The following is a 25,368-nucleotide window of genomic DNA, read 5'->3' on the forward strand; positions in this document are numbered from 1 at the left end:
GAAGGGCCATCGCTCAACGGATAAAAGGTACTCCGGGGATAACAGGCTGATACCGCCCAAGAGTTCATATCGACGGCGGTGTTTGGCACCTCGATGTCGGCTCATCACATCCTGGGGCTGAAGTCGGTCCCAAGGGTATGGCTGTTCGCCATTTAAAGTGGTACGCGAGCTGGGTTTAGAACGTCGTGAGACAGTTCGGTCCCTATCTGCCGTGGGCGTTTGAGAATTGAGAGGGGTTGCTCCTAGTACGAGAGGACCGGAGTGAACGAACCGCTGGTGTTCGGGTTGTCATGCCAATGGCATTGCCCGGTAGCTACGTTCGGAACTGATAAGCGCTGAAAGCATCTAAGCGCGAAGCAGGCCTCGAGATGAGTTCTCACTAGACTTTTAAAGTCTCTGAAGGGCCGTTGAAGACTACAACGTTGATAGGCAAGATGTGGAAGCATGGCGACATGTTAAGCTAACTTGTACTAATTACCCGTGAGGCTTAACCATACAACGCCAAACGCGTTTTATGTGACTGTTTAAGCGCAGAAGTTAATAGACTAAAGTAGATTACAGAAAACTTTATTATCAGATATTCCAAATTTTAGTTAGTGCGTAGCAATACGGACTGACACCAAATTTGCTTGGTGACAACAGCGTTTTGGACCCACCTGACCCCATGCCGAACTCAGTAGTGAAACGAAACAGCGCCGATGATAGTGTAGCATTTGTTATGTGAAAGTAGGTCATCGCCAGGCTCCAAATAAGAGAAACCCGTTACAGCGATGTGACGGGTTTTTTGTTGTCTGGGATAAAGAGAATACATCAGGCCACGCCCTCTTGCTGTACTCAGGAGTGAAACGACACAGCGTGAAGGCCAACGATGGTATAGCATTTATTATGTGACTCTTTACTGCTGTAGGCACGCGGTCATCCTACTGCGTAGCGCACCATGGCTCCAAATAAGAGAAACCCGTTACAGCGATGTGACGGGTTTTTTGTTGTCTGGGATAAAGAGAATACATCAGGCCACGCCCTCATGTTGTACTCATTATTGAAGTGAAACGGCGTAAAGGCCAACGTTGGTGTAGCATTTATTATGTGACTCTTTACTGCTGTAGGCACGCGGTCATCCTACTGCGTAGCGCACCATGGCTCCAAATAAGAGAAACCCGTTACAGCAATGTAGCGGGTTTTTTGTTGTCTGGGATAAAGCAAATATATCAGGCCAAAACCCCATGTTGCATTCAAAAATGAAACAGCGCGTAGAAGTACCCGAACTAGCCTTTATGCTAACCAGTGCCATAGTTACATTTAAAGACGTAGTGCTAGATTTTGTCCCTTAATATTATCTTGTTGCAATTTCATTGTTGGTTTAATAACTGAGCTGTGTAAAACTAGTTAAGTTAATTTAGTAAATCAGGTGACATGAATGTCGGATATAAAAGCTTGGAAACTTATCAGCTTGTTTTGTTTGATAAGCTTGCTTATGGGCTGTCAGTCTAAAGAAGAGCAGTTGCAACAAACAATTCAACAATCTATAACCAAAGCAGAAGTCGAATTAGAGGGGCTTGGTAAAGCCTTGGATAATGGGTCTATTCGTAACGCTGTATTGTTAACTGAATATGCGCGAATACTCAGTAATGAAAAACCTCAACTTTCGCAAATAGCATCTGTAATGGCTCAAGATGCAACGCGTAACGGTGCGCTTTATTCTAGTTTGCAACAGCGGTTGACTGATATAAAAGGCACACACCTTATTCCTCCTTACGAAGACACATTGCGTAATCTAGACTTATTGAGAGATGCTGCAAAGCCTACTTTGTTTGCAGATGCACTCACTGATCCCATCAATATGCTCGCTGATATGTCTGATAACAGCTTGGCACGTGTTGGCGCTATAAGCCAACAGGCTGAAGGTGTGGGAGAAGGGAACCAGCTTGTTGGCAATCCCAATTACGGGAATTGGCAAACAAACAGTAGTGGGATTAGTTTTTGGCAGTGGTATGGCATGTATCGTATTCTAGGCGATGTATTTGACCGTGTTGAATATGGTAGCTGGAGTAAACGACGGAAATACAGTTATTATAATGATTATGGTCGTGCTCGTTACACCAGCCCCAAGCAAATGAAAGCACAAACAGCTGTAGAAACTAGAACTCGACAATCCTACCAGCGACAAGGCAAACAATTTACAAGTCCTTATGCGAGTAAAAAAACGGGTGCGTCAGGTCTGAGTCGCAGTAGTTATACCCCGCCTAAATCCAAAAGCAGTTATTCTAAGAGTAGTTACAGTAAAAGTGCAGGGTCAGTAAGAAATAGTAATAGTCGAACTTCTCGTGGCGTTAGTCGTGGTAAATAAGCTTTTAGGTAAAGAATTAGTGTTGGAGTCAAAAGAAAATGTATGAATTTAATGGAATAACGATGTGGTCGCTACAAGCGATAGCTATCGATTTTGTGATTATTATCGCTTTATTTGTCAGCCTCAAGTTTATTAAAGGCTGGGTTTCTAATTTACATGCAAACGATGAAATTACAGAGCGTGATAATTTTGCGTTCGGTATTAGTTTTGCCGCGGGGTTAGTCGCTTTAGCGATTGTTTTAACCGGTGTAAGCAGTGGAGCATTTGCTGCAACTTTGCAACAAGAAGCGCTTCAAATGACAGCCTATGGCCTGCTTGCTATTGTACTCATTAAGTTAGGTCACTTCTTTCAAGATAAAGTGGCGCTGCGAAAAGTAAGCCTGCATGACGAAATAGTAAAAGGAAATGCGACCGCGGCGATCATTGATTTTGGTCACGTTGTCAGTGTTGCGATTGTGATTCGTTCAGCCTTGTTTTGGGTTGCAACAGAGGGTTGGTATGGGCTGCCTATTGTGGTAGCGGCTTTTGTTATAGGTAGTATAGCGTTGTTATTGATCAGCCAATATCGTGTGCAATTATTCAAGCGTACTAACCGAAGTGGTGATTGCCTACAGCAGGCCATCATTGATGGCAACCTAGCAGTGGGTATACGCTACGCAGGTTTCCTAATTGGTAGCTCGCTTGCTATAACAGCAGCCTCAGGTATTGCGCCTTATGTAGCAGAAAATATCAATGCAAGTCTTGTCTATTGGGCTCTCAGTGCGCTGGTATGTGTGATTGTATTTATAGTGTTACACCTTATTACAATAAAAATAATTCTTTCAGGGTGTGATATTTCAGATGAGGTAAACCGCCAAAAGAATGTGGGTGTAGCAACTATTTCAGCCGCAATATCATTTGCCGTTGGTATCACTATGGCTACACTATTAGGCGCATAAGGTTTGTCAAATACTACAACTGCCCCAAGTAAGCATGCCTTACTTGGGCATGATTTTTTATTAATTACTGTTATGGCTGTGCTTGCTGGGTGTGGCCTTATTTATGAATACTTATTATCGCATTATGCAGGGCGTGTTTTAGGCTCTGTTGAAAGTGCGATTTATGCCATGATCGGCACAATGATTGTTGCAATGGGGATCGGCGCGTTTCTGGCTCGTTGGTTTAAAGATGCCTTTACCGCTTTTGCATGGCTAGAGAGTATTATTGCTTTAGTGGGGATGGGGTGCATTTTAGCGATCGCGAGTGTGATTGCTGTCAGTTATTCATTGCCCCATATTTTTTCACAGATTTTTAACTTACCCGCCGATACCGTACTCAACGGCTACGTGTTTCAAAAGCTACAAGAATGGTCACGCTTCCTTCCTTATGTGTTTGGTTTATTACTTGGTTTGCTCATAGGTATGGAGATACCACTTATCGCCCGAATACGTCAGCAAGTGTACGGACGATTTTTAGAAAATAATGCAGGCACAATATATGGGGCGGATTATATTGGTGCGGGTATCGGCGCTGCAATTTGGGTGAGCATAATGCTCTCTATGCCCATTATGCAAGCGGCTGCTTGGACTGCTTTATTTAACATTGTGGCAGGCTTAGCTTTCTTGTGGCGTTACCACAGCTATGTACGCTTTGCTAAATTGCTTCTTGCATGTCACGTTGGTTTACTCGTCTTATTTGGTTTTATTTTAGTGTTTGGCAGTAGCTGGATGAAAGATTTAAGTAATGTGCTTTATAAAGATAAAGTCATCTACTCAGAAGCAACAAAATACCAACACCTTGTTTTAACTGAAAGACTTAGCCGTAATCAACCAGATCCTATTACTGATTTATATCTAAATGGGCGTTTACAATTCTCAAGTATTGATGAGCAAATTTACCACTCAATGCTCGTCTATCCTGCGTTGTTAGCTTCAAATCGTCACGATGACGTTTTAATCGTGGGTGGTGGTGATGGGCTTGCTATGCGCGATGTTTTGAAGTGGCCAGTGAAAGCGGTCACGTTAATCGACTTGGATGGCCAGTTACTTAACTTATTTGGTCATAAAAGTGATGAGTTTAACGCGCCAGTTGAAATCGTTAACAGGTTAACTAAACTCAATGCAAATGCGATGGATGACCCAAGGGCTAACGTGATTGTTGGCGATGCATTTATAGAAGTAGAGCGATTACTTGATCAAGGTAAGCGGTTCGATACTATTATTATTGACTTACCCGACCCAAACCACCCTGACTTGAATAAAATGTACAGCGATTATTTCTATAACCATATTCGCCAATTGCTTGCTCCTGATGGGGCGATGGCAGTGCAATCAACATCACCTTATCATGCAAAAAAAGCATTTTTGAGTATAGGGAAAACGGTCAAAGCGGCTGGGTTTAAACATGTCGAGCAGTATCAGCAAAATATCCCCTCATTTGGGCAATGGGGATGGACTATTGCGACGACTCGTGGGCAATCAGCCAGTGAACGAATCAATGATGTTGTTAAATTATCTGTGGCTTCTCGATGGGTTAGTCAAAAATATTTATTAGCCTCATTTGTATTTCCAAATCATTACTTTGAACAAATAAAGGATATTGAAGTCAATAGATTAGGCTCAGGTACCTTGTATGATTATTATCGCAGTGCATGGCAAATGGAAAGTGAACTGTATAAAAATTGATAAATAGAGTTGACATAATATGTCGCTCATGCGAATCTTAACTCAGACATAATATGTCAAATAACAAAAAGGCAGAGACATGGAATTAAACGAACTTTCAATAAAATTAGCTTCTTTTGAAACTGAAGGCGCTAACTTTGAATCTTTCTTGATAGCCAATCCAGGCGAGCAAGATGTGTTACAAGTCATTGTTGATGGAAATGATGAACTTCCAATTTTTGTTACGCAAACACAAGAGCAACTATTGTGCATTAGCTACTTGTTTGCAGATGACGAAGTAAAACCCGATTTACGTCACGAATTAAACGAAACGTTATTGCGCTTGAATGTGCCAATTCCTTTAAGTGCATTCGCCAAAATTGATGATAAATATGCAATTTTTGGTGCGCTTTCAGTGAACTCATCGTTTGATGATATCACCCATGAGTTAGTGACGTTAGCCGATAACGCAATTGATGCCCTAGAAGCTGTGACCCTGTACTTGAATGATTAATATCTTATTTATCAGTGCAATTAGATAACAGCAAGTTCTATTAAGTGGAGTTAAGATTATGAGTATATTAAAAAAATTATTTACAGCAGTTCGTGGCGGTGCACGTGAAGCCGGTGAAGCAATCGTTGATGCAAATGGTATCCGTATTTTTGAGCAAGAAATTGCAGATGCGCAAAATGCATTACAGCGTGCAAAGAAAAGCCTAACAGAAGTCATGGCAAAGGAAATGCAAACAAAGCGTGCATTGAGCGCACTTGATGCCTCAATCTCTGAGCATGAAGCGTATGCTGGTCAAGCTCTTGAAAAAGGTAACGAGGCTTTAGCACTCGAAATTGCTGAGAAAATTGGTGATTTTGAAAATGAAAAAGCAGAGCATGAACAAGTGTTGGCCGGTTTTAGTAATCACATCGTAACTTTAAAGCAGCAAGTAAAAGATGCTGAAAAGTCGATTAAAGAAAATCAACGTCAGCTAACAATGGTGAAAACCACTGAAAGCGTTCAACAAGCAACGATGGCAGTAAACAGCACGCTGAATACGAATAGCTCATCGATGACGAATGCGCGTCAGTCATTAGAGCGTATTAAGCAACGCCAGCAAGATCGTAGCGACCAACTTGGTGCTGCAAAAGAGCTAGAGGCAGAAACAAGTGGTGGCGATTTGAAAGCTAAAATGGCTGAAGCCGGCATCGGTGATACCAGCCCAAAAAGTGCTGATATTTTAGCGCGTATTAAAGCTAAGCAAAACGGCTAACCCTTATTCAAACTTTTTAAAAAGGTAACGTTGCATTTGCTCGTTACCTTTTTTGCTTAAGAGGCATTCTATGTTTAATTTTTTTAAATCTAAAAAAGCCCCAGAACGTCAATTAACTCATGCTAGCGATCTAAAAAAAGGCGATATGCTAAGTATTATCGACTCATTTGCTTACCCTACCTGGTTGAAAGGGCAGACTGTACGTGTGATTGATGTGCAGACTTACCAATATCAGCACAGTAGCGATACAGAGTTTGTATTAGAGACCAATAGTGGGCAGGTTGTCTTTTTACAGATAGAGCAAGAAGATGGCGAGCAGTGGGCTAATTTTTCGATAAAAATCCAGCGTGATGACGTTGACTCTATATTTACACTTGATGAGTTTGCACGTATTTTTGATGAAGAGGAGTTAACCTTTATTGAGGTTAAAAATGCCCCTGAAAAGTTTATGCAGTTTTTAGGTAAAACGTACCAACAAAGTGAATCTCCTTTTGTGTGTTACTTCCATAAGCAAGATTATCGCACTCAATCTTTACCTCGTTATGAGCAAGAGGGTGGAGAGCCTTGTGAAATGATATGCTTGGCGTCAGATGATGAAAGTCATAGTCTTAATATTGAAATCTGGGATGGAGGGGAAACTGAAGTATCACTTACATTAACGCGGCCCATTTCTGATATCGTAGATTTATTTCCAGGGGATACACAGTGAGTGACGCAAAGGCTAAGTGGCAGCGGCAAGAACAAGCTGTAAGAGCAACGCAAATGGCCTTTGATTTAAGCAGCGAAGTACAAAAATCAATAAAAAAGCAAGCAATTGATCAAGAGCTTACGCCATCGGATATGATCCGTAAAATTTTAACGCTGGATGTTAAGTCAAAAAAAACTCGCCAACGGTTGTCATTTAATCTCAACGATGAAGAGATTGCATTACTTGCAGAGCGCTTTGGGGTGCCTGCGGATGATAAGCGAGCGGTGAAACAACAAGTCGCTGAGCTACTCATTGAATACAGTAACAAAAAATAGTCACAACTTTGCCTTATTACAGTTAAGCCCTTACACTGAGGGCTTTCATTCTTATAAAAATGAGTTGCTGTGAATATCGTTTTAATCGCCTATCTAATTATTTTCGCTTTGTTCGGCACTGCTGCGAGTTATTTTGTGCGATTTATTTATGCGTATTGGATAAAGAAAGACATGCCCATGCAGCATATCTTCAAAGCAGGGGTGTGTATTATTGGCGTGTTAATAATATCTGCGCTAATTCCATTTCTGGTTTAGCGCATAGATATGGCATATTATTTTGTTTCGAATGCCTGACACTGCTTATCAATACACAGTGCCTGTACAGGCAAAACAGGGGAGCAATCAGTGGCGCCATTAGATTGATTTTGACGAGTTTCCTGCTCAGTAATCTGCTCGGCTAATAGTTCGGCTTTTTTTTGTTCGGTATTTAGATTCGAGTACACTACGTATCTGCTAGGGCCGCCACATGCGCGTTGGCCAACTTCGAGTACCTTACATTGAAAGCTTGCTGTACAGGAGGTGTCTTGAACCAGCTCTGAAAGCGCGCTGTTCGCTTTAGATAAGTTTACTGAGCCAGAAGAATGAGTGTCAAAAGTACTTTCACAGCCAGTTGCAATAAATAGGCTGGCGGCGATGACCAGCATGTTAGAATATGAAATAGACCCCATATTATTTTCCTTAATAAACACTTGTCGCATTACCTTCAATTTTAACACATTTATTATCACTGCACTGCGTTGCTGGTGCTGTCAGATGCTGGCAAATACTCATCATGCCAGTTTGCGCGTTAAACTGGCTTTCTAGAGAGGTTATATGTTTAGCGAGTTTTTCAACGTCTTCGTTATTCGAATGCTTAGTTGAATAAATAAGGTAATTACTCGGCCCACCACAGGCCCTACTGCCTACAGGTAATACACGACACTGGGTACTGCTGTCACAGCTGGTGTTTTCCGTGAGTGTTTTTAATTGTGTATTGGCAGCTTGGATAGCGGCTCTAGACACTGTTTTATTTTCGTTTTTAATATCCGCGGCTTGGTTTTTTTTAGTTAACGCAGGTGGCGCTGGTTGGAGTTCAGTTGCTTTAGGCGCGTCAGATATTGCTGCATCAGAACAGCCCGCAAGAAAAAGGGGTAATAAAACAACACATAATGAAAAGCGCATAACTAGCCTTAAGAGTGATTAACAAGTAAGCACTATCATACACTTTGCACATGGCACAGCAATAAAAACTATGACATTCAAAAAGCTAAACTAGCAAACTACTGTTTACTCGTTTATTTATTTAAAGTTTATAAGCCACCTTTAGTCAGTTTGGTGGGGTTAAGTAATTCTTCTAGTTCGCCACGAGAAAGCTCGGTTTCACGCTCTGCCACATCGATGATTGGCTGACCACTTTGGTACGCTTGCTTTGCAATTTGAGCTGCTTTTGCATAGCCTATAACGGGGTTTAAGGCTGTCACTAAAATAGGATTTTTTGCTAGCGCTTTATCAATATTCGATTGATTTACTTTAAAGGTACGAATAGCTTTATCAGCTAACGCACGATTGCTATTTGAAAGCAGCTCGATACTTTGCAAGATGTTATAACCGATGACAGGGAGCATAACGTTAAGCTCAAAATTACCCGATTGCCCAGCCACAGTGATTGTTGCATCATTACCAATGACTTGTGCGCTTACCATTGCAACGGCTTCGGGTATAACTGGGTTTACCTTCCCAGGCATAATTGAAGACCCAGGCTGCAATGCTTCTAGTTCAATTTCGCCGAGCCCCGCTAGAGGCCCTGAGTTCATCCAACGTAAATCATTGGCTATTTTCATTTGCGCCACTGCAAGTACTTTTAATTGCCCAGATAGAGAGACGATAGCGTCTTGAGAGCCTATGTTATAAAAAAAGTTTTTGCTTGAGGTAAACCGTATACCTACATTAACACTTAAATTTTTACAAAATTGTTCTGCAAATAAGGGATCTGCATTGATGCCAGTCCCGACCGCTGTCCCGCCTTGAGCAAGCGCTGACACCCCCTCTAGACTATGACGAATTGCTGCCATGGCTGTGTTGATTTGATATTGCCATGCAGTTAACGTTTGATTAAAGGTGACTGGCATTGCATCCATCAAGTGCGTACGGCCTGTTTTTACAATATCGCCTACTTCAGCTTTCTTTCGCTCTAACATTTGACAGAGGTGTTCAAGTGCTGGAAATAGCTCATACACGACGTTAATAACACTGCTTACAGCGATGGCTGTTGGGATAACGTCGTTAGAGCTTTGCCCCATGTTTACGTCGTCATTTGGATGTATGGTGCCTTTATTATAGCGGCTAGCAAGTGTTGCAATCACTTCGTTGGTATTCATATTTGTACTTGTGCCGGAACCCGTTTGAAATATATCAATTGGAAAATGAGTTAAATGATGACCATCAATAATTTCTTGGCATGCTCGCTCTATCGCTTGCGCTTTTTGTTTGTTGAGGTGACCAAGTTCACAATTAGTTTGGGCGGCAGCCTGTTTAATATAAGCCAATGCGGTAATAAATTGTTTAGGCATCGTTAAATCACTGATAGCAAAGTTATTCACTGCGCGCTGAGTCTGTGCTTGGTAAAGGGCATCAGCCGGGACTTGTAGCTCTCCCATACTGTCAAAATCTGTTCTAAATTCGCTCATAAAAGCTCCTGAAAAGGGTTGAATTCGTGACTAAGAATACGGGCTTCTCGCTCAAGTGTAAGGTACGTTTCAGTACTGTGGTGGGCTTTATAGAAGCGCTTTAATGCTAATAGTGGTTTATACAATTGTGTTATGCACTGCTTACGAATAGCGCAATGAATTAGAGAGTCGCATAGTTTGTTAAGAATTTCATGAAAAGTGCGTCTCAGGTAGAGCTCTTGTAAAATCACACAGTGGTTTTTTTCGTAATAGCGTGCTGTTGTCAGTCCCGATTCAATATAATTGGCAACGATCACAGGGGCATGGAGGCTGGGGCGTAGGGAAAGACATTTCATTTGCTGCTGATAATAAAGCATTGATTGATGGGCAAGCATAAAAAATCCAATTAAATGTATTGATAACCATTATCATTACAGTTAATTGGATTTCATGCAAGTTTGGAAAGATAAAACGTGTGTAAAAAGTTGAATATTAATTGTAGCCGAGAATGAAAATTTGATCTGTTTCATGTTCTTTTAAGCTCTTTTTCAGTTTGTTAGCTTGTGACAATAAATCAATGACAGTTGCTCGCTCATCACATGTCATTTTTTCGCTATCAGGTTTTTCGTTTGCTGCTATGGCTGCGTCGAGTGCATTAAATTTAGATACATACATGGTATTCTCCTAACTGTTGGTTCACAAATAATGTTGCATAAGGTATACCAAGTTTTATTTTTTCTATAATGCATTGATAATTAATGTGTATTTTTACTTTTACTTTTTTGAAAAGACAAACGTCATGAATTTTGCTTTACTATTGTGCAAATAGCCTTAGTTTTGGTGCGTAAATGCAAATGAATAAACCTTTTTCCCAGGCCTGTGAAAACAATAAAGATCCTATATTAACCGTGCTAAAAACCTGTTTTAGCAATAGTAAACACGTTTTAGAAGTTGGCTCAGGTACAGGGCAACACAGTGTGCATTTTGCGATGCATTTAGCGCATTTAGAGTGGCAAACTAGCGATAGACTAATCAATCATGGCGGTATTCAGCAATGGATTGATGAAGCGCAATTAAGCAACTTACATGCGCCGCTGACACTGGATTTAAATCATGCATGGCCAATTACTAGTGTGGATGCTATTTATACTGCGAATACGCTACACATAATTAGCAGGGCTTTGGTTGAGTGTTTTTTTGACGGTATTAAACGGCATTTAGCGCCCGAGGGAGTTGTCTGTATTTATGGGCCCTTTAAATATCAGGGTCAGTACACAAGTGAAAGTAACCAGCGTTTTGATGAGTTTTTAAAAGGCCAAGACAGTGAAAGTGGCATTCGCGACTTTGAATACATTGTCACACTTGGTGAACTTGCGGGTTTAACGCTACTTGAAGATCATAAAATGCCCGCAAATAACCAGCTATTAGTTTTTAAACGTCACGCTTAAACGGCAGCAATGATTTACAATGCTGCTGATAAGCAACAGTATGAAGGTGCTCTCGTTTCAAAAAGTCTGCGATTGCGCGGCTAAAGTCTTCATTGATAATTGTATGGATCGAGTGCGTAAACACAGGTTCAAAACCACGGGCTATTTTGTGTTCACCCTGCGCGCCAGAATGAAAGCAGTGCAGTTGGTTAGCAATACAGTACTCAACACCTTGGTAATAACACAGCTCAAAGTGCAGGCAATCAATCTCATCGACTGCGCCCCAATATCGACCATATAAAGTATTCTCGCTTTTAAAACTCAAAGTCGCAGCAATGACATGGCCATTTTGAATGGCTTGCATAATGACTAACTTATCAGCCATTAATGCATGTAATAAAATAAAAAACTCATGATTTAAGTAGCCCATATGGCCTGAACGTTTTAAATAAGTACGCTGATAAAATTCACAAAATTGGCTCATTGTCGTGCGAGTAATTTGATTGCCTTGTAACCACTTTATTGTGATGTTTTGTTGTGTAATTTTATTTCGTTCTTTTTTTAGAGCTTTGCGTTTACGGGCATTTAAGCTTTGTAAAAAGTCAGAAAAATTGTCATACCCACGGTTGAACCATTGAAATTGAACGCCCTTACGTGTCATGGCGTTATGCTCAACAAACAATTCGGTATGTTGTTCAGGGCAAAAATTAATATGCCAACCAGACCAGCCATTTTCTCTGCATTGCTGATTAAGCACCTCGCATACATAGCGTGATACAGCCTGAGGTTGTGTATGGCGTATGGCGACTCTTTCACCTTCAATGGGGCTAAAAGGCGAGCCACATAGCCATTTAGGGTAATATGCCAAACCATGTTGTTGGAAGGCTTCAGCCCATGCCCAATCAAATACATATTCACCATAGGAGTGGCTTTTTAAATAACCCGGGGCCAGTGCAATAATGTGTTGGTTTTCATAGATGGCTAAATGCAATGGCTGCCACCCAGTTGTATCACAGGCTGATTGGCTTTGTTCTAGCGCATACAAGAATGCGTGTTCAGTGAATGGGTTCTCACCAAAAAATGTATTCCATAGTGTGGCATCTATGTCATCTATACTCGTGAACCACTGATGGTTAAAGCGCGACATATAATGGCCTATTGTTGTTCTACAGTGTTTAAAAACTGTGTTATCTGGTTACTCAGCTCGCTAAAGTAAGGATTAAATGTTAGGCGTTGAAAGGGCTTAAAACGAGCTACATTGTCCGTTGTTCGCTCACCCAAAGTTGGCTTTTCAGTTGTTTTACATAATGTATAAAGCGTTTCGTCATCGAGGTAGCTGCCACAATTTCGATAGAGTGCGTTTATACCGTAATGTGGGTGGCTAGGGGAATTGACGACGGCAATATGTGATATACCCTGAATGTCTTTACAGTGGTGAGCACGACATTGTGGGTTATGAATAGTGTAGCTGTTAGGGAATTGACTGGGTATCACATTTTTATCGCCATAGAGAACCAAGGTATCAAGGCTAGGTGTATTACGGGGACTTATTTTATGTAAAGTAGAGAGTAAAGCGAGCGTGGCTTTACTGTCTATTGTGGTATCAATATCACTTAAGGCAGTAAATACAGGAATGGCAGGAAATGTGCGTTTTTCTATGTGTTCAAGCGCAATCATACGCATGGCATCATCAGCCGCCGCTGCTGCATTCCAAGGAAAAGACTCATACTTCGCAAAATCAATGTCAGCGTCTTTGTCAATCCAATTAACAAAGGGAATTAAATCAATCCACTTGGCTGCCCACCCATTTTTATTGTGTGGTTCGCTGGCGGGAGAGAATAGCATTAATGCCTTAAGGTTCTCGCTCACCATTGGCTGAGTGGTTAAATAATTAATAAGGAGTGCGGCACCAGTAGAATACCCACCTAACACAACTTGCTTATAGTCTTTTAGCGTTCTGTTAATAGCGTAGTCTGTTGCTTGCTGCCATTGTTGGGCACTTATGTTTTTTAATGCATCAGGGGCCGTTCCGTGACCAGGTAAAAGAAGTGTTCTAACCGTGTAGCCTTGTTGAAAGTAAATCTGCGCTAAATCATGATAAGTAAATGGCGAGTCAGTTAAGCCATGCACCAGTAAAACAGCCTTTTGATTATCAGGTTGGCGAAGTTCAAAAGGCGCAATCAGGTCAGCTATATTGGGGTCTTTAGGGCGTGATCCTTGTTCCACTAATTGCTTATAGGTTGCGGTAGGAAATGGGCATGGCATGGCTGCGCGTGGATTACTTTGGCGAATATGTTGATAAGCAAAATCCAAGTAATCGCTAAAGCTGTTATCAGTTTGGTACGAAAAGCGGTGCTCTGAGGGCGTATTTTCAAATCGTAGCAGGCCTTGATGCTTACTGCTGATAATAAAATCGATATCTGTTAACTGGCTCATGCAGTTGACACCTGTGGCAGCAACTGTAGTGATACTAAAAAAGAGCGAAACGACTAAGCTAAATGAGCAAATAAATTCTTTAATCTTCATTATTAACAACATAATAAGTTAAGCATTTTGCTAGCTTAGCGAGTTCGAGTGGTTTTGCAAGGTGTTGATTAAAACCGATTGCTAATGCATGCGCTTTATCTTGCGGCATTACGTCTGCTGTCAGGGCAATGATAGGTAGTTGCTCAGCATTTTTAAATTGGCGAATACTGATGGTGGCTTGGTAGCCATCCATGATTGGCATTTGACAATCCATTAAGACCAGATCAAAGTGTTCATTCTTAACGCATTCAACGGCAAGCTCACCATTTTCAACCAACGTAGGCTTGATATTTAAAGAACCCAGCATCGCTTTTATTACCATTTGGTTTACTTTGTTATCTTCAGCGACAAGGATCTTTAGGTGGCTTAAATCTATCTGCTCATTCAATAGTTCTGCCATTTCCTGGGCAGGGTGCGTAATAAGCTCAACAGCAAAGGTAAAGTTTGAGCCTTCGCTTTCTTCGCTTTGTAAGGTGATATCGCCATGCATTAACACGCTCAGTTCCTTCGCTATTGCTAGCCCTAAGCCTGTTCCGCCAAAACGACGAGACGTTGAATCATCCGCTTGGATAAAGGCATCAAATAAGTTCGCTTGTATTGAGGGGGCTATACCCACGCCGGTATCTACGACACTAAAAGAAATAAGCCGTTTTTCATCTGATTTCTCTTGAGATAGCACTGTTAATGTAACTTGCCCTTGGTGGGTAAACTTAATGGCGTTGCTACATAGGTTTAGCAAAATTTGTTCAATGCGTAATTCATCCCCTTCAAACCAGATATCATCATTCAACTGGTTATCAACACGCCACTTAATCCCTTTGTGTTTAGCCGTTTGCTTGAACATGCTGTCTAGGCGCTTTAACAATGCATTTAAATCAAATGGACGTTGCTCTAAAACCAGTTTTTGGGATTCGATTTTTGAAATGTCGAGTACGTCGTTAACAAGGGTCAGTAGCGACTTTGAGGCGAGATTAATTTGTTCAATATAGTGCAGTAGTGTTGAGGAATCGTCACGTTTATTAGCAAGGCTGGAAAAGCCAATAACGGCGTTTAAGGGGGTACGGATTTCATGACTCATATTTGCTAAAAATCGACTTTTCGCTTTATTGGCTTCATCTGACTGTTTTTTAGCACTCTCGAGTGAACGGGTTCGCTCACTTACCAAGCGTGACAGTGCAATATGCTGGTGGTTAAACAGTAATAGCACCAATAAAATAAGGCTACATACGACAACTTGTAACACTAAAAGCAATAAGGTGAATTGGTTGGTTTGGTGCGGTATGAATTCATCTTTTATCGTTAAATCAATAAACCACTTTTGATTTGAGAAATTAATTGTAATCGTGGCCAGCTTCGGGTTTTTCATCGACGCATGTTGCACATTGCTAAAGAATGGGGTCTGAATCTGATCTTGGTATATATTGATGTTAAACATGGCAAGCTGCCCTTGAGAGATGGCTTGCTTTATAATGCTTTCAACCAAAAATACGCCAGTTGCGTAGCCTTCAATTTTTGCACCATCGCTATTGTGATGATACACCGGAGCAAATAACAAGTAGGCAGGTTCTGGTGTTGTTGTTTGTACTAACTGAATAATTTTAGTACTTACTGGTTGGTATTTTATACTCGGGTCTAGCAGAGTTGCACGCCTGTCGGCACGTGAATACACATTAAAACCAAGTGCCGATTGATTTGTTTTCAATGGGTTTATGTATTTAACCACGACTAACGGGTCATCAGCGCTGAGTGGTGAGCCTTTAATGCTTATATCTGCGTCATAAATATCACGCATTTGCTGAGTGAAGGCGGGACTATCATCTTGATTTATTTTTTCATTCCAAGAAAGCGCTTTGATATAGGTGTTTTGCGCGAGTAGCTCGGACGTATAACGATAGAATTCTTGTTGATCTAAAGTTGTTTTGGATTGTATTAAACTCGCTAAACTTTGCACAGTGACTTGGCTACGATTTAAGTGGTGCAGTAGACTGTTTTCAATGACAGAGGCCTCTCTTTTCGCTATTTGTAGAGCATTTGAGCTGCTTTCTTGATTATAAAGTTTTGTGGTTGCAGCAACAGATAAAAATAATACAAGGCATACAGCAATGGTCGGAAAAGGAGCAACATGGTATTGCTGATGTTTTGGTTGAATAAGTGCTAATAATAGGGGCGTCGCAATTAATACACCTAGCGTATCTCCTAACCACCAATATAAAACATTTCGCCAGTGGTGTTCACTGCTGTAAGCAGGGTTAAATTCTGATAATGCATAAACGCCAATGTTGGCTGATATAAGACTAACAATAAAGCCAACAAGAAAAATAAAATAAATAATGGATTTTCTGGTTTTAAGGTATAAAGGATGACCAAGCCAATATTTTAATAATGTAGCTCCGACAAGTGCTTGCAAGACCGCGCCTAAGCCTATAAACGTTACTTCCTTAAAGGTCGTGCCAATGAGCACATCTTGAGAGAGGGGATTATCGCCGATACTAAGGTTAAATAGTATTGAAGCAAGAAACAGTGCTGGCACAAAACGCCACCACCAAATAAAACAGCCAACAAGTGCGATACCTGCAGGCAACCAAATCGGGATAACTTGTGATTGAAAAGCAAAGGTGGTGAGTAGCTTCCCTGCAAAGAAGTAAGCCAATGCAAAAAGAATATAAAAACAGAGCGAGCTTAGTTTCGATTGAAAAACGTGTACATGCATTCTGCTAAATTCCTTTACCATTCTTGTTTTAGTATAACTAAATCACAAAAAAATGCGGACTCTTTATAAGGGTAGCTGCTTTTTACTAAACGTTTGTTTAAGTACGACAGTGGATTCTATGTTAGCAATACAATCGATACTACCTAACTTAAACTTTACAAAGTGCTCGTAGCTTTCTAGATCTGTCGCTACTATTTTTAATAAATAATCGTAGCTACCGGATATTACAGAACACTCTAAAATATGATCAAATTTGTTCGCTTGCTGTTCAAATGTATTTGCCGCTGCGACGGAGTTTTTATTTAACCTTACAAATGCATACACCAGCACATTTAAACCGACACTTTTGGGATTTATTGCAGCATGATAGCCACTGATAACGCCTGTACTTTCAAGCTTTTTTATTCTTCTTAAGCAAGGAGTGTCGGATAAACTAATATCACTTGCCAGCTGTGAGACCGCGTAGCGGGCATTTTTCTGCAAATGCATAATGATTTGGTGATCTTTTTTATCTAAATTCATAAAGCTTAGCGCCAATTGTTATTTGTGCGTTTATTTTTAGTGATATTCACTAATTTTTAAGGTTTTAAGTAGCGATTTTTACTGATTATTACTCTATGCTATCTGTTAACATAAATGCAATAAAAATAGTTAAAGTAAAATAAAGATGAGTAAAAACACTCAAGCATTTGATGAATGGCTAAGAACACGCTTTGTTGAAATTAACAGTGAGCTTGAAAAAATATACTGGCAACAGGATGATAGAGCAAATGTTGAGTTTGTAGGCGAGCAATATAAACACCAGCTTCAACATGAGGGTAACGCCCATATTAATAAGCTATTAGCTGAAGGCAATACTGATGAAGGTTTTGACAGCGCGTTTGATTTACTTGGTAATGTAGGCTTGTACATGGCTGCATGCAGGCGCCATGAGATTACTGAGCCTTCTCGTGAAACTACGTCCCCATTAGTGGAAGCATCAGCTTTAGCAATGCACATTGGTGCTTCAATAGGTGTAACACCTCGCTTTGCTACTGCACATTTAACAACTCATAATAAAGCGGTAAATGGTCTGTACAAGCGTTTTACTGATCTGCCAGATGAGAAGCTATTTATAGATTACAACACCAAAGGTATTTTGGCCTACAAACGCGCCGCTGATGCACTGTTAAAAATTCAACCGTTAGGTATTTCCCACCCATTATGCAAAGATTTACTCGAGGTAGCTAAACAGGCTTTACTTGATGTGATTGAATCTAATCATGCCCTTTATACTCAATTAGACACTGAACGATTTTTCTTTTGTGTGCGTCCTTACTATAAACCTTATCGCGTGGGTAAAGAGGTTTATAGGGGGGCCAATGCAGGGGATTTTGCAGGTATTAATGTCATTGATATGTTGCTTGGACTGTGCTCTGCAAATGAGCCTAGCTATTCGCAAATGCTGGTGGATAAGTTTTTATATATGATGCCTGAAGATCAGCAAATACTGCGAGAGTCTATGCGAATGCCAAGTATTATGGATGATTTACTCGCGTGTGGTTCACAGCGCGATAGTGAGTGGTTTCAAACCAATGCTAAGTTGTTTATTCAAGTGTGTAAATTACATGGAGACACCGCAATCGGCCATCATAACCAGCTTGTGAGTAAGTTTATTGCACAGCCGGCTCAGCAGATGCAACAGCAGCATATGCAAAAGGTAACAGCAAGCGGACCACCTTTACATGTATTACTGGATTCACTAGAAAAACTAAGAGATCGCCGTGCGGCTGCAAAGCGTGATGATATTAAAACACGTTATGTCGATTTGTCCCAGTTAAAGCAATGGGTAAAAAAGTAAATGTACAAAAATGACTTTCATTTAACCTCGGGCTGTTATTTATTAAACCATTCAGTAGGGCGAGCGCTAAAAACAGGGCAAGATGATTTTAATGCCCACTTTTTTGCTCCTTGGCAATTAACGAACAAAGAACCGTGGCAGCAATGGCTCGGAACAATAGAGCGATTTACTGGCGCGTTAGGTGAGCTGTTTAATAGTAAAAAGGAGCTGTTCTGTCCGCAAGTCAATTTATCAAGCGCACTAACTAAAATTTTAATGTCGCATCCGCGCTTTACAGGTGCTAAGTGTCGCGTGTTAATGGCGCAAAGTGATTTTCCGAGTATGGGCTTTGCAATGCAAAAAGCATTACCTGACGGGGCGCAGATTGACTATATTCCTCGTGATTTGGATCTGACAGATGCTAGCGTATGGCAGCAACACATAAAATCTGATACTGATTTGGTGTTTATAAGCCACGCCTATTCAAATACGGGTCAACAAGCGCCAGTAAAGGAAATAGCTGCGTATTGTAAGCGTAATAATACGTTGAGTTTAGTGGATGTAGCGCAATCTGCGGGGGTATTACCGTTAGATTTGTCCACTGTTGGGGTCGATTTTTTGATAGGTTCAAGTGTTAAATGGTTATGCTCAGGTCCGGGCGCGGCTTATCTGTGGGTCAGTGAATCACAGCTTAGTGTTTGTCAGCCAAAAGATGTTGGTTGGTTTTCGCATCAAAATCCTTTTGAGTTTGATATTAATCACTTTGATTACCACTCTACGGCTTTGCGCTTTTGGGGAGGTACACCTTCTATCGCCCCTTATGTTATCGCGGGCCACAGTATTGCTTATTTTGCAAAGCTAGGGGTGGCAACTGTACGACAGCACAACTTTGCTTTATTAGCACAATTAAATAAATCATTAAGTGATTACGTGGTTTCGCCTCGAAGTGCTGGCACATGCAGCGGGACTGCAATTTTACACTTCTCAGAGGCGCAAAAAGCGGTGTTAGACGCACTTGTTGACGCTGACATTAGTGTGGATGAAAGAGCTTATGGGATACGTGTATCGCCGCATATTTATAATGATAAACAAGATATCGCACGTTTTATCGATGTCATTAAGAAGGTGCTATAACCTGACTTTGTCTTGTAGCTCTTTTTTTTGTGTCGTGAGCGTTTTTATTTTTTGCTTGAGAGTGTCGATTTGTGGATCTACCTGATTTTTTAACTGGCGTGTTCTAATGTCTATAGCATTCGCTATAGACGTAGCGCCCATCCTATTCGCACTATCTTGTGTTATATAGCCTATTTGCTTTTTACGCTCAGCAAAAGAGTGCTCTAATTGCGTGATAGAACGCTGAAGCTGAGAAATTTCTCGGTCAACCTTTTGTAATTCAAGGTAGCTATCGACAGCGCCAGCATTACTTTGTTTTTCTTGTTGATTTACGTGTGCCACATTTGGCGGTTTAATTGTGATCTCTTCTGCGTCTATAGCACAAGGGAACTGGCTAAATGTTGTCACACCTTTAACATCACATTTGTAAACAACAGTGCTGGCTTGGGCTGTACTCTGCAATGATAAAATGAAGAAAACAACGATTAAAAACACCTGCATTACTAATCCCTAAAATGACTTTAAACATATCCATACCTATTTGTGTAGTTTAGCAATAGCATCAAGCAGTTCACCAGTAGTTTGCTGCAAATTTTTATCACGAGTACCGCTTAAATATGCGGGTTTAATTTACCGCTTCTTTCAATGTAAAGTATTGCAGTGAATTGCGCATCGTATTGGCTTGATCTGACATTTGTTTTGCCGCCGCCATCGTTTCTTCAGTGATCGCTGAATTTTCTTGTATCAACGTCGTTAATCGTTGAACAACGGCATCGACTTCTTTAATCGCCTGCTGTTGGGTCAGTGATGAGCTGTTAATAGAGACAGTCATTTCATTCACCGCACTGACCGCCGTCACAATTTGTTCAAGCTTTTCCCCAGAAGAGCTCGCTAAGATTGTTCCTTGACTCACTTTTTCATTGCTGGTGTTAATAATGCCTTTTATTTGCTTGGCTGATGCGGCACTGCGACCCGCTAACTGCCTTACTTCACTGGCCACCACCGCAAAGCCTCTGCCATGGTCTCCAGCTCTAGCGGCTTCCACAGCTGCATTGAGTGCGAGTAAGTTTGTTTGAAATGCAATGTCATCAATAACAGACACAATTTCATTGATATCCTTGCTTGAATTGTTCACTTCATTAATGGCATCCACGGTTTGTTTTGATAGCTCTCCGCCTTCGGTGGCTGTTGTGTGTGCTTCTTTGGCAAGTGCGACGGCTTCATCAGATTTCAACGTGACTTGAGCAACTTCGTCTAGCATATTATTACTGCTTGCACTGGCTTCCTCTAAATTTGCTGCTTGCTCTTCAGTTCGTTGGCTTATTTCGATATTGCTGGACGCAATTTCAGAGGCACTTTGCGATACTAAATTAGCACTTTGTTGAATGCTGGCAATAACACTGGTCAGTTTATTAATGGTTTGGTTTACGTCGTCTTTTAACGTTGCAAATACGCCGAGGTAATCTCGCTCAATTTGCTTGTTTAAATTACCTTGCGCTAAACTGCTTAAAACCTGTGTTACTTCTTCAATGGCATCTGCTGTAATACTTAATGAGTTATTGACATCATTTTGTAATTCAGCAAGTTGCCCCTGCATTTGCATATCCAACTGCTTGCTGAAATCCCCATTTCGCATTGCAGCCATCACAGTGGCAAGCTGTGTGATCACTGTATTTAAGTTGTCTACCGAGTTATTTATATCTAGCTTTAAGTTGTTAAGTTGACCCGACATATCTATATCAATTATTTTATTAAAGTTGCCTTGGCTTATGGCCATCATCACATTTGAAATTTCATTGACGGCATTATTAAGCCCCATGATAGAGTCGTTAATATTATACTTTAGGGTTAACAGCTCGCCATTTGCATTGCACTCTACTTGTTGCGTAAAGTCGCCTTTGCTAACCGCTTCCATGACCGTATTGATATCTGTAATGATCAGCGCGAGATTATCTACGCTAGAGTTAATGTCATTCTTGAGTAGCGCTAATTGCCCTTGTAAGGGGTGGTCTACGCGCTTTGAAAAGTCACCGTCATGCAATGCACTCATCACTTTGCTTATGTTGTCCAGTGCTCCAGATAAGCTACTTACAGAGTTATTTACACTGTCTTTAAGTTGCTTTAATGTGCCTTGCGCGCTGCTACTTACTTGTTGAGTAAAGTTGCCCTGCTCTATGTTGGCCATTACAGTCACGATTTCACCAATCGTGTTATCTAATGAGTTCAAAGAACCATTAATGTTTTGCTTAAGTGTAGCGAGTTGGCCGAGCATCGGGGTGTTAATTTGCGTTGAGAAATTACCTTGGCTCATTTCATCAATAACATGATTAATTTCAGACATTGCTTGCTCTAGTGAGCTAGCACAGTTATTTGTTGCCTGCTTTAATGAATATAATTCTCCCTTACAATCTGCAGTTATGCGGTGATTAAATTCGCCTTCAGCCATTTTGTTCATTACCGTATTAGTTTGTGAAATAGAGCTTTGTAAGGCGTCTAATAAGCAATTAAAGGCACTGGCCGACGAGCCAATTTCGTCTTTAGATAGCACTGGCGAGCGAACTGAAAAGTCACCTTGGCGTTCTACATGGCGCATGGTGTCAACGAGAAGTTGAACAGGGCGTGTTAGGGACCGGGCAAATACAAAGGCAATCAATACCACAATAGCAATACATATTGCAGAAGTAACTAACAAAAGAGTGGTTAAGTATGTCACCGCGGCAAACGCTTCTTGTTTGTCAATTTCAGCCAATAGAGCCCACTTTAAACCAAGAACATTAATGGGTTGATAAGAGGACAGCACTTTTGCCCCATTGTAATCGGTAATCACCTGCTGCCCTGTTTCTCCTTGCAAAGCTTGCATGGACGCTGTTGTTTTAACGGAGCCTGTTTTTGGATAACGAAATGAATTAACAACGGAATGATTTTTTGGATCAAGGTATGAGTCTGAACGCATTAAAAAGTCTGGCCCAACGAGGTAGGTTTCGCCACTTTCACCTAAGCCTGCTCGCTCAGTCATAATGACATTTAATGCATCAATCGATATTTGAAAAATGAGGGTGCTGGTATGTACACCTTGCTCGTAAAGTGGGGTGGCTATAAAGCTCGCTGGTGCGTCATAAGAAGGTAGATACTGTTGGTAGTCGACAAAGACAACGTCTTTTTCGCCAATATTTTTTGCTTGTTCGTAGGCTAACGCTAAGTTACTACTTGCAAATGGGCCTGTCGTTAAAGAAGTGGCAAAATCCACCTCTTTATAAACAGAATAAACCACTTCAGACGACTGATTATCGACTATGAATATGTCATAAAAATCAAACCGCTGAGCAAATTCAAATAAAAAGCCGTGATACTTTTCATGTGCCACATTGTATAGGTTATCTTCGGTTGAACTATGTAAATTGGCCTTTTCGCCAACAGGGTGAGGATTGTTGGCGACATAATGGTATTGCCAATACTGTGCCTGCGCTGTTAGCTGTTTATGCATATCAAAAGTACGCGTTGTATTTTTATTTTCTTGGCTGTATTTATTATTAAATATATTTTCATAATAGTGTGTGAGTTGCGCTAACTGTGCATCGTTTAGCTGTTTTGATGTGGTGTTATCATGAAAAGCACTTGTTAACTCTATCGCCGCAGAATGCACCAATGAACTGTCGGATAAAAACAAAAGCTGTGACTTAATATCATTAAAATGACGCTCAATGGCACTTTTTTTAATCTCGCTAACGGCCTCTAGCTGGGCGTAGGTTTGTGTGTTCAATGCTTTGGATGAGTTTGATAAGGCGAAGGTGATGACGATAGTTAAAGGAATCAGTGCCACGAGTAAAAAGGCGCTCATTAATTTTTTAGAAAGGTCTAAATTTCTAATCGTATGGCTAACCATATTGATGTTCATATAACGTCCCTTTATAGAAAACAAAAAACCTAATATAGGTAATCAGTTCAGTGTAGAACAGTGTTCCTGAAAAGCGAGCTTGGCTTAATAGATTTTTAATTGACGTATAAAGGCGCCGCTATAGTCTGTTAAAATACTTCTATTAAACTTAGCAAGGCTATTAAAATGTCTCTCATTACTCCCGTTATTCTTGCTGGTGGCATCGGCTCAAGGCTATGGCCTTTATCGCGCCAAGCGATGCCAAAACAGTTCCTCCCTTTAATTAATGAGGCGTCGTTATTGCAAAACACCTTAGATAGAGTGAATGGGCGAACGTTTAATCAGCCTATTTTGGTGTGTAATGAGCAGCATCGATTTATAGTTAGCCAGCAATGTACGTCTGTAGGGATCGTGCCTGAAGCAATATTGTTGGAACAGCAGGGTCGCAATACTGCCCCAGCCATTGCATTGGCGGCACAATATGCGCTTAAAAGTGGTGATAATACACCGATGTTTGTAATGCCAGCGGATCATTATATTGAAGACTTTGAGCAGCTTTTAGCGCAGTTGCCGGATGCAATTGCATTAGCAGAGCAAGGTAAATTGATCACCTTTTCAATTAAACCTGATAGTGCAAATTGTGGCTATGGTTACATTAAACAAGGTGCTCAAATTGGCCAGACAGCCTGTTACTATGTTGATGAATTTAAAGAAAAGCCTGCTTTAGTGCAGGCTGAACGCTACGTTGAAAGCGGCGAATATTCATTTAATAGTGGTATGTTCTTAGTGACGCCGCAGGCATATTTAACTGAGCTTAAACGATTTTCACCTAAAATTGCTCAAAGTGTAGAGCGTGCTGCCGATTTCAAAAAAGACCTCGTTTTTTTTAGAGTAAATGAACAAGCGTTGCAGCATTGTCCAAGTGATTCGATTGATTACGCTATATTAGAGCGTAGTGAAAATGTAGTAGTCGTGCCTTTATCACTTAATTGGAGTGATGTGGGGAGCTTTGATGCGCTTTGGAAAGCAAGCCCTAAAGATGAGTTGGGTAATTGCCGAGATAAAGAAGATGTTATTTTAGCAGGCGAAAACAATTTATTACGCAGTGAAGCAGGGCACACGATTGCAGCGATAGGCGTGAGTGATCTGGCTGTTATCCACACGCATGACGCTACGTTAATCGCTGATAAAAGCCAACTTGGTAAACTGCCATTACTGTTAAAGCAATTGGCGAGTACACAAAATGATAAGCTATTGAACCATCAAGTTGTTTGTCGGCCTTGGGGGAGCTACCGCATTTTAGTTGAAGCAGAGGGTTTTAAAGTTAAAAAAATAATAGTCAATAATAGCGCAAAACTTTCAACCCAACGGCATCAGCATCGTGCTGAGCATTGGGTGGTGGTGTCGGGGGTTGCTGATGTCAATATTGATGGCAAAGCCCGTGTTTTAACTGCCGATCAATCTTGTTATATCGCTGCTGGGCAAATTCACAGCTTAGCAAACTCGCAAAGTGTGCCACTAATACTGATTGAGGTACAAACAGGTAGCATACTTGACGAAAGCGACATTGAACGTTTTGATGACCAATATGGACGAAACTAGCGAGTTAGCTACCTTTGACCCAGCCAATACTTAATATGTATCGATTACCTTGTTCTATTTTAGACACGGCGTGCTGAGCGATGTCGGGTCTGAATAACTTTATCCGCTTGCTTTGAAATAAAGTGTTATCGCAAATAAATTCACCTCCTTGCTGGGCATTTTTTAAAATGATATTTAAGCGAAAGTGTTTACCGGTAAGTACTTTATCTGTGTGTGGTTTTATTTCGCTACCTAAAGGAAATTTAATTAAGTAGGTATCAAACTTTAATGGCCAATACGCGCCGCACAGCAGCATTTTGTCATAGCCTGAATGTTGTCGACCACGCTGCCAGCGAAATAAGTTTTTAAAAATAGCCATAGCACTTGCTCCTTTAA

Annotated in this window: 24 protein-coding genes and 2 rRNA genes; 15 read left to right on the forward strand and 11 right to left on the reverse strand. The window is 40.9% G+C overall.

Annotation, left to right across the window (positions count from 1 at the left end; translation table 11 throughout):
* The 11 genes from ATS75_RS19195 to ATS75_RS20695 all read left to right on the forward strand — a co-directional run.
* A 23S ribosomal RNA gene (locus tag ATS75_RS19195) occupies positions 1–495 on the forward strand; the annotation flags it as partial.
* Between the two features lie 133 nt (positions 496–628).
* Positions 629–743 (forward strand): 5S ribosomal RNA (rrf, locus tag ATS75_RS19200).
* A gap of 393 nt (positions 744–1,136) precedes the next feature.
* Positions 1,137–1,331 carry a hypothetical protein gene (locus tag ATS75_RS19205; RefSeq protein WP_058562036.1) on the forward strand — a complete coding sequence of 65 codons (195 nt, stop codon included), beginning with the start codon at positions 1,137–1,139 and terminating at the stop codon, positions 1,329–1,331.
* 86 nt (positions 1,332–1,417) lie between these two features.
* Positions 1,418–2,347: a hypothetical protein gene (locus ATS75_RS19210; RefSeq protein WP_058562037.1), complete on the forward strand. Its 930-nt coding sequence runs from the start codon at positions 1,418–1,420 to the stop codon at positions 2,345–2,347.
* Positions 2,348–2,385: 38 nt separating this feature from the next.
* Positions 2,386–3,285, forward strand: coding sequence for a DUF350 domain-containing protein (locus ATS75_RS19215; protein WP_058562038.1), 900 nt, complete (start codon positions 2,386–2,388; stop codon positions 3,283–3,285).
* A 72-nt stretch (positions 3,286–3,357) separates the two neighbouring features.
* Entirely contained in the window at positions 3,358–5,010 is a 1,653-nt protein-coding gene (locus ATS75_RS19220; protein ID WP_414858295.1) for a polyamine aminopropyltransferase, read from the forward strand.
* A gap of 79 nt (positions 5,011–5,089) precedes the next feature.
* The gene (locus ATS75_RS19225; RefSeq protein ID WP_058562040.1) at positions 5,090–5,503 is read left to right on the forward strand and encodes a YjfI family protein; all 414 of its coding nucleotides are present in this window, start codon (positions 5,090–5,092) and stop codon (positions 5,501–5,503) included.
* Positions 5,504–5,561: 58 nt separating this feature from the next.
* The gene (locus ATS75_RS19230) at positions 5,562–6,254 is read left to right on the forward strand and encodes a PspA/IM30 family protein (protein ID WP_058562041.1); all 693 of its coding nucleotides are present in this window, start codon (positions 5,562–5,564) and stop codon (positions 6,252–6,254) included.
* Positions 6,255–6,324: 70 nt separating this feature from the next.
* On the forward strand, positions 6,325–6,963 hold the full coding sequence (locus ATS75_RS19235) for a DUF4178 domain-containing protein (RefSeq protein ID WP_058562042.1): 639 nt from the start codon (positions 6,325–6,327) through the stop codon (positions 6,961–6,963).
* Positions 6,960–7,277 carry a hypothetical protein gene (locus tag ATS75_RS19240; protein ID WP_058562043.1) on the forward strand — a complete coding sequence of 106 codons (318 nt, stop codon included), beginning with the start codon at positions 6,960–6,962 and terminating at the stop codon, positions 7,275–7,277. Before ATS75_RS19235 ends, ATS75_RS19240 begins: the two co-directional genes overlap by 4 nt.
* 69 nt (positions 7,278–7,346) lie before the next feature.
* Complete coding sequence (locus ATS75_RS20695) at positions 7,347–7,532, forward strand: hypothetical protein (RefSeq protein WP_058562044.1); 186 nt, start codon at positions 7,347–7,349, stop codon at positions 7,530–7,532.
* 17 nt (positions 7,533–7,549) lie between these two features.
* Here ATS75_RS20695 and ATS75_RS19250 read toward each other — a convergent pair whose 3' ends face one another.
* The 4 genes from ATS75_RS19250 to ATS75_RS19270 form a co-directional block, all read right to left on the reverse strand.
* A complete protein-coding gene (locus ATS75_RS19250; RefSeq protein WP_058562045.1) occupies positions 7,550–7,945 on the reverse strand; it encodes a hypothetical protein in 396 nt (131 codons plus the stop codon).
* A 10-nt stretch (positions 7,946–7,955) separates the two neighbouring features.
* Positions 7,956–8,438, reverse strand: coding sequence for a hypothetical protein (locus tag ATS75_RS19255; protein WP_058562046.1), 483 nt, complete (start codon positions 8,436–8,438; stop codon positions 7,956–7,958).
* 128 nt (positions 8,439–8,566) lie between these two features.
* Complete coding sequence (locus tag ATS75_RS19260; RefSeq protein WP_058562047.1) at positions 8,567–9,943, reverse strand: class II fumarate hydratase; 1,377 nt, start codon at positions 9,941–9,943, stop codon at positions 8,567–8,569.
* 471 nt (positions 9,944–10,414) lie between these two features.
* Entirely contained in the window at positions 10,415–10,597 is a 183-nt protein-coding gene (locus ATS75_RS19270; RefSeq protein WP_058562048.1) for a hypothetical protein, read from the reverse strand.
* A 179-nt stretch (positions 10,598–10,776) separates the two neighbouring features.
* Between ATS75_RS19270 and ATS75_RS19275 the strand changes: the two genes are divergently transcribed.
* Entirely contained in the window at positions 10,777–11,370 is a 594-nt protein-coding gene (locus ATS75_RS19275; RefSeq protein WP_058562066.1) for a DUF938 domain-containing protein, read from the forward strand.
* Here the strand turns inward: ATS75_RS19275 and ATS75_RS19280 are convergent.
* From ATS75_RS19280 to ATS75_RS19295, 4 genes are all read right to left on the reverse strand, one after another.
* On the reverse strand, positions 11,354–12,496 hold the full coding sequence (locus tag ATS75_RS19280) for a GNAT family N-acetyltransferase (RefSeq protein ID WP_058562049.1): 1,143 nt from the start codon (positions 12,494–12,496) through the stop codon (positions 11,354–11,356). The two genes, ATS75_RS19275 and ATS75_RS19280, sit on opposite strands and share 17 nt — an antisense overlap.
* Positions 12,497–12,504: 8 nt before the next feature.
* Entirely contained in the window at positions 12,505–13,785 is a 1,281-nt protein-coding gene (locus ATS75_RS19285) for an alpha/beta hydrolase (RefSeq protein ID WP_235591213.1), read from the reverse strand.
* Between the two features lie 79 nt (positions 13,786–13,864).
* Positions 13,865–16,585: a CHASE domain-containing protein gene (locus ATS75_RS19290; protein WP_058562050.1), complete on the reverse strand. Its 2,721-nt coding sequence runs from the start codon at positions 16,583–16,585 to the stop codon at positions 13,865–13,867.
* 63 nt (positions 16,586–16,648) lie between these two features.
* The gene (locus tag ATS75_RS19295; protein WP_058562051.1) at positions 16,649–17,107 is read right to left on the reverse strand and encodes an Lrp/AsnC family transcriptional regulator; all 459 of its coding nucleotides are present in this window, start codon (positions 17,105–17,107) and stop codon (positions 16,649–16,651) included.
* A gap of 145 nt (positions 17,108–17,252) precedes the next feature.
* Here ATS75_RS19295 and ATS75_RS19300 point away from each other — a divergent pair, with 145 nt between their 5' ends.
* Together ATS75_RS19300 and ATS75_RS19305 are read left to right on the forward strand one after the other, a co-directional pair.
* On the forward strand, positions 17,253–18,425 hold the full coding sequence (locus tag ATS75_RS19300; RefSeq protein ID WP_058562052.1) for a PrnB family protein: 1,173 nt from the start codon (positions 17,253–17,255) through the stop codon (positions 18,423–18,425).
* Positions 18,426–19,538 (forward strand): aminotransferase class V-fold PLP-dependent enzyme, encoded by a 1,113-nt coding sequence (locus ATS75_RS19305; protein ID WP_058562053.1) that lies wholly within the window; start codon positions 18,426–18,428, stop codon positions 19,536–19,538.
* On the opposite strand, the gene ATS75_RS19310 is transcribed toward ATS75_RS19305, so the two are convergent.
* Together ATS75_RS19310 and ATS75_RS19315 are read right to left on the reverse strand one after the other, a co-directional pair.
* Positions 19,533–20,018: a DUF4124 domain-containing protein gene (locus ATS75_RS19310; protein ID WP_058562054.1), complete on the reverse strand. Its 486-nt coding sequence runs from the start codon at positions 20,016–20,018 to the stop codon at positions 19,533–19,535. The genes ATS75_RS19305 and ATS75_RS19310 overlap by 6 nt on opposite strands.
* A 124-nt stretch (positions 20,019–20,142) precedes the next feature.
* Complete coding sequence (locus ATS75_RS19315) at positions 20,143–23,412, reverse strand: methyl-accepting chemotaxis protein (RefSeq protein ID WP_235591214.1); 3,270 nt, start codon at positions 23,410–23,412, stop codon at positions 20,143–20,145.
* Between the two features lie 159 nt (positions 23,413–23,571).
* On the opposite strand from ATS75_RS19315, the gene ATS75_RS19320 reads away from it, so the two are divergent.
* Positions 23,572–24,993: a mannose-1-phosphate guanylyltransferase/mannose-6-phosphate isomerase gene (locus tag ATS75_RS19320; RefSeq protein WP_152996252.1), complete on the forward strand. Its 1,422-nt coding sequence runs from the start codon at positions 23,572–23,574 to the stop codon at positions 24,991–24,993.
* Positions 24,994–24,997: 4 nt separating this feature from the next.
* Here ATS75_RS19320 and ATS75_RS19325 read toward each other — a convergent pair whose 3' ends face one another.
* Positions 24,998–25,351 carry a hypothetical protein gene (locus tag ATS75_RS19325; protein ID WP_058562056.1) on the reverse strand — a complete coding sequence of 118 codons (354 nt, stop codon included), beginning with the start codon at positions 25,349–25,351 and terminating at the stop codon, positions 24,998–25,000.
* Between the last annotated feature and the right edge of the window lie 17 nt (positions 25,352–25,368).

The organism is Pseudoalteromonas sp. H105 (assembly GCF_001469215.1).
Lineage (GTDB): Bacteria > Pseudomonadota > Gammaproteobacteria > Enterobacterales > Alteromonadaceae > Pseudoalteromonas.

Excerpts from the sequence above, each read along its gene's own strand:
- ATS75_RS19205 (WP_058562036.1), top strand. The coding sequence starts at position 1,137 with ATGGCTCCAAATAAGAGAAACCCGTTACAGCAATGTAGCGGGTTTTTT.
- ATS75_RS19210 (WP_058562037.1), top strand. The coding sequence starts at position 1,418 with ATGTCGGATATAAAAGCTTGGAAACTTATCAGCTTGTTTTGTTTGATA.
- ATS75_RS19215 (WP_058562038.1), top strand. The coding sequence starts at position 2,386 with ATGTATGAATTTAATGGAATAACGATGTGGTCGCTACAAGCGATAGCT.
- ATS75_RS19220 (WP_414858295.1), top strand. The coding sequence starts at position 3,358 with ATGGCTGTGCTTGCTGGGTGTGGCCTTATTTATGAATACTTATTATCG.
- ATS75_RS19225 (WP_058562040.1), top strand. The coding sequence starts at position 5,090 with ATGGAATTAAACGAACTTTCAATAAAATTAGCTTCTTTTGAAACTGAA.
- ATS75_RS19230 (WP_058562041.1), top strand. The coding sequence starts at position 5,562 with ATGAGTATATTAAAAAAATTATTTACAGCAGTTCGTGGCGGTGCACGT.
- ATS75_RS19235 (WP_058562042.1), top strand. The coding sequence starts at position 6,325 with ATGTTTAATTTTTTTAAATCTAAAAAAGCCCCAGAACGTCAATTAACT.
- ATS75_RS19250 (WP_058562045.1), bottom strand. The coding sequence starts at position 7,945 with ATGGGGTCTATTTCATATTCTAACATGCTGGTCATCGCCGCCAGCCTA.
- ATS75_RS19255 (WP_058562046.1), bottom strand. The coding sequence starts at position 8,438 with ATGCGCTTTTCATTATGTGTTGTTTTATTACCCCTTTTTCTTGCGGGC.
- ATS75_RS19260 (WP_058562047.1), bottom strand. The coding sequence starts at position 9,943 with ATGAGCGAATTTAGAACAGATTTTGACAGTATGGGAGAGCTACAAGTC.
- ATS75_RS19270 (WP_058562048.1), bottom strand. The coding sequence starts at position 10,597 with ATGTATGTATCTAAATTTAATGCACTCGACGCAGCCATAGCAGCAAAC.
- ATS75_RS19275 (WP_058562066.1), top strand. The coding sequence starts at position 10,777 with ATGAATAAACCTTTTTCCCAGGCCTGTGAAAACAATAAAGATCCTATA.
- ATS75_RS19280 (WP_058562049.1), bottom strand. The coding sequence starts at position 12,496 with ATGTCGCGCTTTAACCATCAGTGGTTCACGAGTATAGATGACATAGAT.
- ATS75_RS19285 (WP_235591213.1), bottom strand. The coding sequence starts at position 13,785 with ATGAGCCAGTTAACAGATATCGATTTTATTATCAGCAGTAAGCATCAA.
- ATS75_RS19290 (WP_058562050.1), bottom strand. The coding sequence starts at position 16,585 with ATGCATGTACACGTTTTTCAATCGAAACTAAGCTCGCTCTGTTTTTAT.
- ATS75_RS19295 (WP_058562051.1), bottom strand. The coding sequence starts at position 17,107 with ATGAATTTAGATAAAAAAGATCACCAAATCATTATGCATTTGCAGAAA.
- ATS75_RS19300 (WP_058562052.1), top strand. The coding sequence starts at position 17,253 with ATGAGTAAAAACACTCAAGCATTTGATGAATGGCTAAGAACACGCTTT.
- ATS75_RS19305 (WP_058562053.1), top strand. The coding sequence starts at position 18,426 with ATGTACAAAAATGACTTTCATTTAACCTCGGGCTGTTATTTATTAAAC.
- ATS75_RS19310 (WP_058562054.1), bottom strand. The coding sequence starts at position 20,018 with ATGCAGGTGTTTTTAATCGTTGTTTTCTTCATTTTATCATTGCAGAGT.
- ATS75_RS19315 (WP_235591214.1), bottom strand. The coding sequence starts at position 23,412 with ATGAACATCAATATGGTTAGCCATACGATTAGAAATTTAGACCTTTCT.
- ATS75_RS19325 (WP_058562056.1), bottom strand. The coding sequence starts at position 25,351 with ATGGCTATTTTTAAAAACTTATTTCGCTGGCAGCGTGGTCGACAACAT.